The organism is Desulfovibrio sp. (assembly GCF_018379785.1).
In the GTDB taxonomy this organism is placed as follows: domain Bacteria; phylum Desulfobacterota; class Desulfovibrionia; order Desulfovibrionales; family Desulfovibrionaceae; genus Desulfovibrio.
Map to the genome: position 1 here is coordinate 1 of NZ_JAGZUV010000079.1, position 12795 is coordinate 12795.

At 66.9% G+C, this 12795-nt stretch carries 10 protein-coding genes; 4 read left to right on the forward strand and 6 right to left on the reverse strand.

Features of this window, described 5'->3' with window-relative positions; translation table 11 throughout:
- The 6 genes from KH208_RS13505 to KH208_RS13530 all read right to left on the reverse strand — a co-directional run.
- A partial coding sequence (locus KH208_RS13505) for a PfkB family carbohydrate kinase (RefSeq protein WP_291437156.1) occupies nucleotides 1-1111 on the reverse strand: 1111 nt, incomplete at its 3' end.
- A gap of 47 nt (nucleotides 1112-1158) precedes the next feature.
- On the reverse strand, nucleotides 1159-3126 hold the full coding sequence (locus KH208_RS13510; protein ID WP_291437158.1) for a glycosyltransferase: 1968 nt from the start codon (nucleotides 3124-3126) through the stop codon (nucleotides 1159-1161).
- Between the two features lie 10 nt (nucleotides 3127-3136).
- The gene (locus KH208_RS13515; protein ID WP_291437160.1) at nucleotides 3137-4318 is read right to left on the reverse strand and encodes an ABC transporter permease; all 1182 of its coding nucleotides are present in this window, start codon (nucleotides 4316-4318) and stop codon (nucleotides 3137-3139) included.
- 885 nt (nucleotides 4319-5203) lie between these two features.
- On the reverse strand, nucleotides 5204-6379 hold the full coding sequence (locus tag KH208_RS13520; RefSeq protein ID WP_291437162.1) for a glycosyltransferase family 2 protein: 1176 nt from the start codon (nucleotides 6377-6379) through the stop codon (nucleotides 5204-5206).
- A gap of 20 nt (nucleotides 6380-6399) precedes the next feature.
- Nucleotides 6400-6930, reverse strand: a complete 531-nt coding sequence (locus KH208_RS13525) for a hypothetical protein (protein WP_083521950.1) — start codon at nucleotides 6928-6930, stop codon at nucleotides 6400-6402.
- A 7-nt stretch (nucleotides 6931-6937) separates the two neighbouring features.
- Entirely contained in the window at nucleotides 6938-8065 is a 1128-nt protein-coding gene (locus tag KH208_RS13530; protein WP_291437163.1) for a glycosyltransferase, read from the reverse strand.
- Nucleotides 8066-8195: 130 nt separating this feature from the next.
- Here KH208_RS13530 and KH208_RS13535 point away from each other — a divergent pair, with 130 nt between their 5' ends.
- From KH208_RS13535 to ade, 4 genes are read left to right on the forward strand one after another with little or no spacing between them, the layout of a single operon-like run.
- Entirely contained in the window at nucleotides 8196-9227 is a 1032-nt protein-coding gene (locus KH208_RS13535; RefSeq protein WP_291437164.1) for a hypothetical protein, read from the forward strand.
- A complete protein-coding gene (locus KH208_RS13540) occupies nucleotides 9227-9997 on the forward strand; it encodes an alkaline phosphatase family protein (protein ID WP_291437165.1) in 771 nt (256 codons plus the stop codon). Before KH208_RS13535 ends, KH208_RS13540 begins: the two co-directional genes overlap by 1 nt.
- A gap of 32 nt (nucleotides 9998-10029) precedes the next feature.
- A complete protein-coding gene (locus KH208_RS13545; RefSeq protein WP_291437166.1) occupies nucleotides 10030-10902 on the forward strand; it encodes an EamA family transporter in 873 nt (290 codons plus the stop codon).
- 10 nt (nucleotides 10903-10912) lie between these two features.
- Nucleotides 10913-12688, forward strand: coding sequence for an adenine deaminase (gene ade / locus KH208_RS13550; RefSeq protein ID WP_291437167.1), 1776 nt, complete (start codon nucleotides 10913-10915; stop codon nucleotides 12686-12688).
- Nucleotides 12689-12795 lie beyond the last annotated feature (107 nt).

Here is a 12795-nt window from a genome sequence, read left to right on the forward strand (position 1 = left end):
CGCACTGGCGGATCAGGGAAATGTGGCCGGGATGGAGCAGGTCGAAGCAGCCGTTGGTGAACACGATGTCCGCGTTTCCGCGCCGCCACTCCTCCAGTTTTTCCAGCAGACCGGGCAGGCTGTACAGTTTGGGATTGTCGGCGTTCTCGCGCAGGGCCTGGTTGAGTTCGCTCAGGGCCACCGGCGCGGTGCCCGGCTTGCCCACGGCCACACCGGCCGCCGTATTGGCCACGCGCGCGCTTTCCTCCCAGTCCAGGCCCTTGGCCACGCAGGCCGCCAGGGTCGCTATGACCGTGTCGCCCGCGCCGGACACATCGGCTACCTCGCGCACGGCGGCACGGATGTACCGTGGCGGTCTGTCCGGGCTGAACAGGGCCATGCCCTTGGGGCCGCGCGTGAGCAACAGGCGCTCCAGGCCGTGGCGTTCGCGCAACGCGGCGGCCAGGCTTTCCCGCTCCCGCTGATCCGGGGTATCGCCCGCTTCCAGGCCGCAGGCCAGAGCGAACTCCGCGCTGTTGGGCGTCACGCACTGCGCCCCGGCATAGCGCCGCCACCGCCCGCCCTTGGGGTCCACCAGCACGGGAATGCCCCGCTCGCGGGCCGCCGCGATGACCGGCGCGCACAGGCTGTGGCCGTCCGGGCCGTCCAGCAGCACGCCCTTGCCGTAATCGGAGAGCACCAGCGCGCCGCAGCCCGGCAGGCGTTCCAGAATTTTTTCGCGCAACAGCGCGCTTTCTTCCGGGTGCGGCGGGACGATCTCCTCTTCATCCAGGCGCAGCAACTGCTGCCCCTGGGCAATGATCCGGGTTTTGCGCGTGGTGCCGCGCGCGGCGGAATACACAAGGCCGTCGCCGATGCCTTCGGCGGCCAGCTCGCGGCGCAGGGCCTCCCCGGCCTCGTCGCGGCCCGCCAGGCCGACCAGCTCAACCCCGACGCCCAGACGGGCGAGATTGCGGGCCGCGTTGGCCGCGCCGCCCGGCACGGTCCAGCGTTTCTGCACGCAGGCCACGGGCACCGGCGCTTCCGGCGAAATGCGCCGCACCCGGCCGGAAATGTAGTGGTCGAGCATCACATCGCCCAGCACCAGCACGCGTACTCCGGTAAACTCCATAGCTCTTTCCTGTTTTCGTGGATTGCCGGTATGCGGACAAAGCCGGTTCAGGCCCTGCGGATGGCCCGGCTGAAGAGCACGCCCAGAGGGCTTTCATCTTCCTGCCCATCCAGCAGGGCATGGATGCGCGTCCGGGCCGCGCCGCCCAGACGCCGGCGCTCCTCGGGGTCTCCGGCCAGGCGTTCCAAAGCCCGGGCCAAGGCCGCCGCATCATTCCGGGGCACCACCAGACCGCTTTTTCCGTCTTTTACGGCTTCGGTCAGACCCGGCAGATCGCTGACCACCACAGCCAGACCAAAGGCCATGGCTTCCGCCAGGGCCGAGGGCAGGCCGTCCACATCGCCCTGGCTGGTTTTGCGCCCCGGCGAGACGAAAATGTCGGCCTTTTTATAGAAATCGGCCATGTTTTCATGCGGCATCTGGCCCGTAAACTCCACCAGCCCACGCAGGCCCAGACGCCAGGCAAGCCAGCGCAGCCGCAGGCGCTCCGGTCCCTGGCCCACGACCTTGAGCCGGAAATCCAGCCCTTGGGCGCGCAACCGGGCACAGGCCCGCAGCAAGAGGTCATAGCCCTTGCGCTTGCTGATGGTGCCCACGGCCAGAATTTGCAGGGGCCGGGCTTCCTGGACGCCGGAAGGCAGGGGAATGTCCGCGTCGTCCTCGGGCGGGGTCAGGGTCAGGGGATCGCGCAGCAGAATCAGCTTGTCGGCGGGCAGTTCCGGCAGCATCTCGCGCAGGGTCCGCAGGGTGGCCTGGGTGTCGCAACGCACAAAGACCGCCTGCGCCGCCTTGACGGCCCAGTCCTTGCCGGGCCGCGCCAGATCCTGGGCGCGCACGGAAAAGGCGAAAGGCACGCCCAGCAAACGCGCGGCCACCCAACTGGCCGTGGCCTCGCTGTGCGCGCCTGTGGCGTACAGAAACTCGATTTTTTCCTCCAGGCCCCAGCGGGCCAGCAGGGCCCCGCAGCCGAAGGCCCAGAGATGGCTCAGCAGGCCCCGGCCCCAGCGGGAACGGATGGGCAGATCGCGCCAGAGATCCCATAAGGAATGGGACGAGCCCCGCAACTGCCGGAACAGGGCCGCGCAGACGGAGAAAAAATGCCACGCGCCGATGCGGCGTACGGCCAGAGGCAGGGCGTAGCCCTCAGGATTGCCCAGCAGGCCGCTGCCCCGGATGGCGTAGATGCGTGAAAGCAGGCCCGCGGCGTGCAGACGGTGGGCCTCTTCCATCAGATTCTGACCCGAGGCCTCGGGAAAACGCTCGGCCACCAGCGCGCCGCGCACCACCGGCGGCGGGGGCGACAACAGGCTTTGCGCGTCATGCTCCGGAAGCGGCGGCAGCTCATGGCGGCGGCAGTGCAGGATGCCGTCCTCAAGCGTATAGATACTGTCGCAGTATTCGGCCATCTTGGGGTCATGGGTGACCATGACCATGGACACCCCGCCGGTGTGGCAGAGCGTGCGGAAATTCTCCATGATCAGGCGGCTGGTGCGGGCGTCCAGCGCGCCCGTGGGTTCGTCGGCCAGCAGAATGCGCGGATTGTTGACCATGGCGCGGGCAATGGCCACGCGCTGCTGCTCGCCGCCGGACAAACGGTTGCTGCGGTAATGCACCCTGGCCGAAAGGCGCACCAATTCCAGGGCGCGGATCACCCGCTCCCAACGTTCCTGCGGCGGTATGCCTTCATAAATCAGGGGGAATTCAACATTCTCAAACACCGTGGAGTGCTCGAAAAGGTTGCTGGACTGCATCACAAAGCCCATGTTCCCGCGCCGGAAGGCGGCGGTCTGCTCGCGGGTGAAGGTGAGCACATCCGTGCCCAGAATGTTCAGCGAACCGGCGTCGGGCGCGTGCAGCATGCCCAGAATGTGCAGCATGGTGGACTTGCCGCAGCCCGAGGGGCCCATGATGGCCACCAGTTCACCGGCCTGCACTTCAATGTTCACGCCGCGCAGGACCGGTGAGAACCCGGCGTAACACTTATATAAATCCTTGGCGACGATAACCGGAGCCATGTTTCACCTTTTATTCAAAACGCAGTGCGGTAACTACGTCCATTCGGCTGGCCTGCAGGGCCGGATACAAGCCGCCGGCCACGCCGATAAGCGCGGAGAACACGATGCTGCCCAGACTGCTGGCGATCAGCAGGGGGTAGGAAATGCCCGTGCCCAACGACCACGAACCTATTTCAACCAGAGTGACGCCCACCACAATGCCCAGAATGCCGCCGGCCACGGATTTGCACAGGGCCTCGGCCAGGAATTGGACCAGGATGTCCGTATCGGAACCGCCCATGGCTTTTTTGAGGCCCACTTCGCGGGTGCGCGCGCGCACCGCGGCAAAGGTGCCGTACCAGATGCCGAAGCCGCCCAGCATCAGCGACGCGGCGATGCCCAGCCAGAGCAGGGCCTCCACCCACATGAAGGTGGTCTTGATGCGTTCAAGCTGCTCTTCCTGGGTGCGGATGACCAGATAGGGCGCGGCCTGATGCTCGCGCACCACTTCCGGGATCAGGCGGATCAGGGGCGGCACGTCTTCCCAGCCGACGGCGCGCACAAACAGGCGCGTCACCTTGCCGTCGCCCCAGTTGCGGTCGATCATGGTGGTGTAGGGCAGAAAACCGCCCTGGCTCCAACTGCCCAGCATCACGCCGCTGACCACGCCCACCACCTCAAAAACGTCCTTTCCCAGAAACAACAGTTTGCCCACGGCCTTGTCCGGGTCGCCGTAGAGATTGCGGGCGGCTTCGCGGCCCAGCATGCAGACCCGACTGTGGCGCTCCATATCCGCATCGCTGAACAGCCGCCCGGCCGTGAGGGACAGAGAATAAACCTCGGCGAAATACTGGTCGATGCCGATGAAATAGACGCTCAACGAACGTTCGCCCTCGCCGCGCAGGAGGAAGCCCTTGCCGTCCCGCACATTGCGGCTGACCATGCCCACGCCCGGCAGGGCGCGCAGGGCGTCCACGGTGGCGGGAAAGAATTCGCGCATGGGCTGACCGGGGTACTCCTTGTCATCCATATAGACCTGGATGACGTTGACCCCGCCCATGAGCACCATATCCTGCCCCACTTTATACCGGATTTCGCGGCCCAGCACGGAAAGGGCAATAAAGGCGGTGATGCCCAGAGCAATGGACAAAATCACCCCGAAGCCGCGTTGGCGCACAACCTGCCTGAGGCTGACGCGAAAAAGATCGGACATGGCGATCATAGCGTAACTACCACATATCCATAGAAGACGATAAAAAAACCACGCCGCGCGGCCGCAATACCCAAAACCGGCCGACAAACGTCAGTACAACGTATCCATCATTACGCCGGGCCGGGACAAGTGTCAAAACGGCAGCCCGGGGCCCGGACCAATCCGTCCTCCGCCTGTTGTTTTATTCCACCCTGCGGGCACGGAGCCTTTACGCCTCCCGGCGCGGGGCAGGGGGCCGGGGGCGGCAGCCCCCAGGCCCCCTACAACCCCCTGCCCCCGCTGTGAACCGTAACGTAATGGCGCGGCGTAAAGCGGAGCTTGCCCGCGTGCGGGCTGCGCTCCTGAGCGCCGCGTTTCAATCTTTTTCAATGGCACAGCCGTTCATGCCGAGCGGTTCTGGTGCTCTGTAAGTCGGGCTTTGCCTGAACAGTATAACCCATCGGCGCGGCGTCCCACGGGTCTTGCTCGCAAGGCTCGCTGCGACCCGAAATCGCCGCGCGTCAATGCGCCAATTTCCGGTAAAAGACGAAGTTTCAACGCGGAGCCCAGCCGTCAATGGCAATTGCGCGGCGCGGAGGGAGATCGCCTGAGCGTAGCGAAGGAAGCTCCCGCAGCAAAAGACGCGCTGCCCTCGAAAGCCGGGAGCATTGGAAAGCCTTGCAGGGGTGTTCCGGGGGGTTGCAAGGGGGCCTCGGAGGGGGCGCAGCCCCCTAGCAGGCCCCCTGCCGCGCGCCGCGCAGGCGGCCCAAACGCCGGGAGGCGTAAAGTCTCCGTGCCCGCAGGGCCCAAGATATCTCATCCTTACGACAAGCCCGTTAAAACAATCACCTTTGAAAGGTAACCTGCTCTACATACGAAATGATCCTGTCCCGTTGTCCCGCGCGGTCAACGCCGCCGCACGCCGAGCACAGTGCCGCCCTGCCCCACAGTATAGGCCGTATCCCGCCAGACAATCTCTTTGGCGGAAATGGTGCGCAGATAAACCAGAACAAACATGCCCACCGCGCAGACGAAAGCCCAGAGCCAGCGCCCCAAGGGCACGGGCCGGGGCAAAAAGGCCCGCCAGGGTCCCAGCGCCGCCGCCAGCGCGGCCAGCCAGAGCAGGGCCAGCAGCACGGCCGCCCCGTTGCCCAGGCCCAGCAGGCCGCCGAGCAGGGCCAGAGCCGCGCCCAGCGGCGGCACGGCCATCAGGACGGCCAGCATTCCGAGCAGCAGCCATTGGCCCGGTATGCAGAACTTGAGAAACAGCACCTGGCGTTCCATCCAGGCCCGCCAGACCGGCAGGGCGTGGTCCGCGGCCTCGGTGCGCAGCAAGGCCCCGGCGCACAGACGCACATGCACGCCCCGGCCCTGCAGCAGCGCGCCCAGGGAACAATCGTCCACCACATTATGGGCCCAGAGTTCGGCCACGCCGTAGCGTTCAAAAGCGTCCCGGCTCATGGCCATGGCCCCGCCCCAGGGCTGGGTGAAGGCCGAAAGGGCCTGCAAAAAACGCATCAGCAGCACGCTGAGCGCATAGGCCAGGGTCACCGGGCGCTGGTCGCGCGGTTCCACCGTATGGTAGCCGGTGCTGAACGCCGCCTCTCCCCTAGCCACGGGTCCCACAAGGCAGCGCGCGAAATCCTCTTCGGCCAGATGGGTGCTGTCGCAGAACACATAGACGTCCGCCGCGTCGCCCACGGCGGCCACACCCTGCAAACTGTTATGGTTTTTCTGGCCGCAACCGGTGGCCGGGCCGGCCACCACATGCCTCAAGGCCGGGAAATCCTCCCGCAACGTCCGGATCAGCCCGGCCGCCGGTTCCTCGGCCGTGGCCGTCACCAGCACCGGCAGCAGATCCGGATAATCCTGACGCAGCAAGCTGCGCAAGGCGTCGGCCATGCGCGGATGCGCGCCCGCCACCGGGATGATCATCGCCGCCTTGGGCCAGCCGCCCGGAGGCGTGAAACGGTTCGCCTCGCGCTCCTCTCCGGCCTTCCGGACCAGGGAACGCCCGCAGCGGGCCAGAAGCCAGAGCAGGCCGCACTGAGCCAGGGCCACGCAGAACCAGAACATCAGCATGGAATTACTCCTGAAATAACCTAGTCCGGCAGAGGCGCGCAGTCCCCGGACGCCAGCGGCACGTCCTGGACGCGCTTGCCTTCGAGCTTGATCTTCATGCCGTTTTTAAGGCTGATTGTGCCTTCCACCTTGTCCGGCGCGCTCAGACGACCCTTGAACCTGTGGCCCGAGGAATGGGAGGCTTCAATGGCGTTGTCTTTCACGCTGCCCTCAAAGTGGTAGACATCCACCTGGCCGTTGGCAAGACGCAGATGCAGCACGCCCCGCACCTTGCCCTGGGCCGAAAAACACAGGCCCACCCGGAAGGTGGAGGTATACAGCGAACCGGTCCAGAGTTCCGTCACTTCTGCGGGCGTGGGCGCGTCCGCCGATGCCGCCGGAAGCGACGGGGACGACGACGCGGGGACGGCCTTTTCCCCGGCGGCCGGAGCCGCGGCGCCGGACGGGGATTCGTCGGCCAGGGCCGGGGCGGCCCCTGTCGGGGACATGGCCAGCAGCACGATCAGAACGCCTGTTGCCCATGACCTGGAAAAAGAAAAAAAGTTGTTCATGGCGTGTCTATGCTTCACCCTGTGCCCCACCCTGACCATCTGACGGCGTTTTCCGGCTGCGCTCCAACCAGAGGCGCTCGAAAAGCTCCTGATGCGCGTCCACCATGGCCGTAAAGGAGAAATCGCGTTCCACGCGCAGGCGTCCGGCCCGGCCCAGAGCGTCGCCGGACTGCGGATCGTCCAGCAGACGTAGGCAGTTGCGGGCCAGGGCCCGGGCATCGCCCGCCGCGGACAAGAAGCCGTTGCCGTTTTCCTCCACCAGACGGGGGATGCCGCCCACCGCCGTGGCGCAGACCGGCAGGCCGCAGCTCATGGCCTCCAGAATGACATTGGGCTGGCCCTCGCGCACGGAGGCCAAGGCAAACAGCCGGGCCGCCGCGTAGTGTTCGCGCATGTCCATGCCGCCGGGGAAAAAGTCCACCCGCGCGCCCGCCGGGTGCTCACGCGCCCATTGCTTCAGGGCCGCCTCTTCCGGGCCGTCGCCCACAATGCGCAGACGGGCCTCCGGACGGCTTTGCAGAATCAGTTCAAAGGCCCGCAGCAGGGTCAAATGATCCTTGTCGCGCGCCAGGCGCGCCACGCACAGGATCACCGGCTCCCGCGCCGAAGGGGGATTTTCGCCGGGCCGGAAAAAGTCCACGTCCACCCCGTTGGGAATGTAGCTCAGATGTCCGGCGGGCACGCCCAGACCCTGGAGCGTCCGGAACAGGGCTTCGGAATTGCAGACCATATGCCGGGTCAGACGCCAGAACCAGCGCTCGTGCTGGCGTTTGGGGCCGCCGCCGCCCCGGCAGGTGCCCACGACCACGGGCACGTCCAGCGCGCGCCCCCAGATCCGGCCCCAGATGTTGGGCAGGGCCGTGCAGGGCACCAGAATGTCCGGGGCGGCCCGCCGCAGGGCTGGGGCCAGGCGCAGAAAACAGAAGGGGGCCGCGCTGCGGGACGCGCCCAGATGCGTCAGGCCGATGCCCGCGTCACGGGCCGCGCTGTCCAGATCCGTCGCGCCGGTCAGGGTGAGCATGGCCGGGGAAAAACGCTTCCGGTCCAGGCGGCGGGCCAGCTCCAGAGTCTGGCGCTGGGTGCCGCCGAAACAGAGATCTTCCATAAGAAAAAGCACGTTCAACGGTCGCGTCATAGGGCTCCTGTGGAAAACGCGCGCCGTAACAGGTTACGGCTGGCGGTTGCCAGCATACTATGCATTCCGCGCGCTTTTGCAAGCCCCGCCCGGCATTGCCTTGTCGGGCATCCCGGCTTACTATGCGCCGATGAGCACTATCGCCTCCGAAGCGCGCGCGGACGCGCCCGTCCTGCGCGTCGTCGTCAGTCTGGATGTGGAAGAGGAAGGGCTGTTCTCCGGCCGCTACGCCGCCTCGGATTGCGGCGTGCGCAATGTAGCCCTGCTGCCCCGCCTGGCCCCGCTGAGCCGGGAACTGGGCTTTCCGCTGACCCTGTTCTGCGCCCACACGGTCTTTGCCAGCGCCGAAGCCCGGCCCGTGCTGGCCTGGATGCGCGACCACTGCGGCGCGGAAATCGGCGCGCATCTGCATCACTGGAGCACCCCGCCCCTGGTTGAAAACCGGGCCGGAACCGGGACTGCCGCCCATAAGGCCGACGGTCCGCCCACGCGCACCGACCGCCTGCCGCGCGATCTGCTGCGCCGGCGGCTGCGCACCCTGCTGGACGCCGGGCAGGCCTTCCAGTCCGCGCCCCTGACCAGTTTCCGCATGGGCCGCTGGGATCTGAAAGCCGTGGTGCGGCCGCTGCTGGCCGAGGCGGGCATCAGCGTGGACAGCTCCGTCTGCCCGTTGCGCGCTTTCAGAGACGGGCCGGACCATTTTCTGGCCCCGGCCGATCCCTACTGGGCCGAGGATCTGCTGGGCCGCCGTCTGCTGGAAGCGCCCATCACCCAGATTCCGCTCTCGCCCCCCCTGGCGCGGCTCTGGTACGGCCTGGCCCGCCGCAAGACCGGTCTGCTGGACTCCTTTCATTTCTGGGGCGCTCTGAGCCCCAATCCGGTCTGGCACAGTCCGCGCGTCATGCGTCTGGCCAGCCGCGTGCACGCGCGACGCGGCGGCAGGGTGCTCAGCCTGTTCTGGCATTCCTCGGAAATGCTGCCCGGCGCCTCGCCCAACGTGCCGGATCAGGCCGCGGCCGACACGCTGCTGCAAAAAATTTACGACTATCTGCGCTGGCTGAAGGAAAACTTCAAGGTCCGGGGCGTCACCGCCGCCCAACTCCATGCGGAAGCCGGGGCCCTGGATTTTCCCCAACGCCCGGCGGGCCGGGGGGACTGGTAATGTCCCGTCTGGTCTTTGTGCTGCTGGACGGCCTGGGCGCGGCCACGGCCCGGCGCTGCATGAGCTGTCTGCGTGCCCTCACCGAAGCGGGGCAGGCCCGCTTTACCGAGCTTGAAGCCGAGCTGCCCCCGCTGTCCCGCCCGCTCTACGCCACCCTGCTCAGCGGCCTGAGCCCGGCGCGGAGCGGCATTCTGCGCAACGACGACGCCCGCCTCTGCCCGGCGCCGACCATTTTTCAGCGCGCGCGGGACGCGGGCCTGAGCACGGCGGCGGCCGCCTATTCCTGGATGAGCGAACTCTGCAACCGCGCGCCCTTTGAACCGGAACGGGACCGCCTGACCGACGACCCCGCCCTGCCCATCGGACACGGCCTGTTTTACAGCCAGGACGCCTATCCCGACGACGAACTGTTCCGCGACGCCGAGGCCCTGCGGCTGCGCTACGGACCCGATCTGCTGCTGGCGCATTCCATGGGCATTGATTTCGCCGGGCACGCGGCCGGAGCGGACGCGCCCGCCTACCGCGAAGCCGCGCGCGCGGCCGACGGCCTGCTGGCCCGTTATCTGCCGCGCTGGCTGGACGCGGGCTATGCCGTGCTGATCACCAGCGACCACGGCATGGATGCGGATTGCGGCCATTACGACAATACGGAGCCGGTCCGCCGGGTGCCGCTCTGGCTGGCGGGGCGGGCCTGGAATGGTCTGCCCCTGCCCGCGCGCCAGACCCAGGTGGCGGATCTGATGCTGGCGGTTCTGGGCCTGGCGGAATGAACGAATCCCCCCAAGCCTCACGGAGTCTTCCCATGCAGCGCAACGACCGTCTGAGCGGCTATGTCTGGATTCTGCTGGCGGCTTTTTTCTGGTCGCTGATCGGGGTGATTTCCAAAATCTGCATGAGCGCCGGGGTCAGCCCGCTGGAAACCGCCTTCTGGCGCGCGGCCTTTGGCGGCGCGTTGTTCCTGGTCCACGCCGCGCTGCACAAGGGCCTGTTCATCCGGCCCCGCGACGCGGGTATTTTTCTGCTCTTCGGGGTCTGGGGCGTGGGCGTCTTTTTCGGGGCCACCCAGTACGCCATCCAGCTCAGCGGCGCGGCCATGGCCGTGGTGCTGCTGTATACCGCGCCGGTCTGGGTGGCCGTGTTTTCCCGCCTGCTCTTCAGGGAAAGGATCTCGCCGCGCAAGATCGGGGCCATCGGCGTGGCCCTGACCGGCACCACCCTGGTCTGCTTTTCCGGCGGCAGCCTGCCGGGGCGGACCTCGCTTTTGGGCATCGGCTGCGGGCTGCTGACCGGGCTCTGTTACGCCTCGCACTATCCCTTTTACCGCTGGTGGCAGAACCGTTACGCCACCGCCACCATTTACGGCTTCATGCTTGCCGGGGGCGTGCTCGCGCTCTGGTTCTGCGTGCCCGTGAGTCTCAACCATGAGCCGCGCGTCTGGTTCTGGCTCGCCGTGCTGGGCGTGACCAGCACCTTTTTCGCCTATACCTGCTACGGCCAGGGCCTCAAACGCATCAGCCTGGTGCGCGCGGCGGTCACCTGCCATTTGGAGCCGGTGCTGAGCACCCTCTGGGTCTGGCTGTTCTGGCAGGAAAATTTCAGCCTCGGCGGCTGGCTCGGCAGCGGCCTGGTGCTGGCCGCCGTCCTGCTGCTGACCACGGACAAAAGCCGTGATTGAGGAAGCGCCCATGTCTCCGTCCCCCCGCACAAGCGAATCCCTGGCCCGGCGCATCCGCATGGCCCGAGGCCTGGAACCGGCCGATCTCTGCGTGGAACACGTGAATGTGGTGGATGTGTTCAGCCGCACCCTGCTGCGCGACATTTCCGTAACCGCGGGCGACGGGGTTTTTCTGGGCTTCGGCCCAAGCGGGCTTCCGGCCCGCCGCCGCATGGACGCGCGCGGGCGTTTCATGCTGCCCGGCCTGATGGACGCCCATCTGCACCTGGAATCCACCATGCTGACCCCGGCGGAATTCGCCCGTCTGGTCGTGCCGCACGGCACGGCCGCAGTGGTGGCCGATCCACATGAAATCGCCAATGTTCTGGGTCTGGCCGGCCTGCGTTATCTGTTGGAAAGCTCGCGGGACCTGCCCCTGGATTTGCGTCTGGCGCTGCCCTCCTGCGTGCCCTGCACGCCCTTTGAGGATTCCGGCGCGGTCCTGGCCGCCGCGGATCTGGCTCCGCTCATGGGGCACGAACGGGTCTGCGCCCTGGGGGAAATGATGAACTATCCCGGCCTGCTGGCCGGAGATCCCGCCGTGCTGGACAAAATCGTCCTGGCCCGCGCCTCGGGCAAGCGCCTGGACGGCCATGCCCCCGGCCTGCTCCAGGCGCGGCTGGACGCCTACTGCGGCACGGGCGTGGCCAGCGACCACGAATGCGAAAGCCCGGAGGAGGTCGTCCAGCGCCTGGCGCGCGGCATGTACGTTTTTGTGCGGCACGGCTCGGCGGCGCGCAATCTGCCCGCCCTGCTGCGCGCGGTGCATGTCAACAACGCCCACCGCTGCTGCTTCTGCACGGACGACAGCAGCCCGGCGGACCTGCTGGAACGCGGGCATATGGACGAAATCCTGCGCCTGGCCGTGGCCGAGGGCCTGGACCCGCTGCTGGCCGTGGGCATGGCCGCGCTGAACGGCTGTGTGTTTTACGGCATGCGGGGCCGGGGCGGCATTGCGCCGGGCTGGGCGGCGGACTTCTGTCTGGTGGACGATCTGCGTGGATTCCGGGTCCGCGAAGTGTTCAGGGCCGGACGCCAAGTGGCCCAGGAAGGACGTCTCTGCGTGGAACTTCCCGCCGCGCCGCCGTCTTCGGACGTGCTGGACACGATCCATATCGCGCCGCTGACACAGGAGGCCCTGCGCCTGCCCGTGCCCTCGGGCCGGGCGCGGGTCATGGGCCTGACCCCGCAATCGCTGATCACGCGCGCTCTGATCCTGCCCGTGGCGCTGGACAGGGGCTGTTTTGATCCGCAACAAAATCCCGGTCTGGCGAAAATCGCCGTGGTGGAGCGCCACAAGGCCACAGGCAAGGTCGGCGTGGGCATCCTGCACGGCTATCTGCGGCCGGACGCGGTGTTTGATGGGGCCATTGCCACCAGCATTGCCCATGATTCCCACAATATCGTGGTGGCGGGCGGCAATGACCGGGACATGCTGGCCGCCGTGGAAAGCCTGCGCGCCATGGGCGGCGGCATCTGCTGCCTGCAACGCGGGCGGACCCTGGCCGCCCTGCCCCTGCCCGTGGCCGGACTGATCAGCCCGGAGCCGGGCCGGGAAGTGGCCGCGCGCAAGGCCGCGCTGTTGGCGACCGCGCGACGGCACTTCGCGCTCAACCCGGACCTGGACCCGGTCATGGCCCTGAGCTTCATGGCCCTGCCGGTCATTCCGGAACTCAAGCTCACCGCGCGCGGCCTGTTCGACGTGCAAGGCTTTTCGTTTGTGCCGGTGGATGCCGAAAAAGCGTAGGACCAGGCCGAGACATTCACCTTAACAATGATAAAAGTTCTTCAATACTACCATTAACTCGGAATCTTTGAAATAGTGCAAGAGATTTGTTCAACATATCAAGAGAG

Coding starts and splice junctions, on each gene's coding strand:
- KH208_RS13530 (WP_291437163.1), bottom strand. CDS start 8,065: ATGACGCGACCGTTGAACGTGCTTTTTCTTATGGAAGATCTCTGTTTC.
- KH208_RS13535 (WP_291437164.1), top strand. CDS start 8,196: ATGAGCACTATCGCCTCCGAAGCGCGCGCGGACGCGCCCGTCCTGCGC.
- ade (WP_291437167.1), top strand. CDS start 10,913: ATGTCTCCGTCCCCCCGCACAAGCGAATCCCTGGCCCGGCGCATCCGC.
- KH208_RS13545 (WP_291437166.1), top strand. CDS start 10,030: ATGCAGCGCAACGACCGTCTGAGCGGCTATGTCTGGATTCTGCTGGCG.
- KH208_RS13540 (WP_291437165.1), top strand. CDS start 9,227: ATGTCCCGTCTGGTCTTTGTGCTGCTGGACGGCCTGGGCGCGGCCACG.
- KH208_RS13520 (WP_291437162.1), bottom strand. CDS start 6,379: ATGCTGATGTTCTGGTTCTGCGTGGCCCTGGCTCAGTGCGGCCTGCTC.
- KH208_RS13525 (WP_083521950.1), bottom strand. CDS start 6,930: ATGAACAACTTTTTTTCTTTTTCCAGGTCATGGGCAACAGGCGTTCTG.
- KH208_RS13510 (WP_291437158.1), bottom strand. CDS start 3,126: ATGGCTCCGGTTATCGTCGCCAAGGATTTATATAAGTGTTACGCCGGG.
- KH208_RS13515 (WP_291437160.1), bottom strand. CDS start 4,318: ATGTCCGATCTTTTTCGCGTCAGCCTCAGGCAGGTTGTGCGCCAACGC.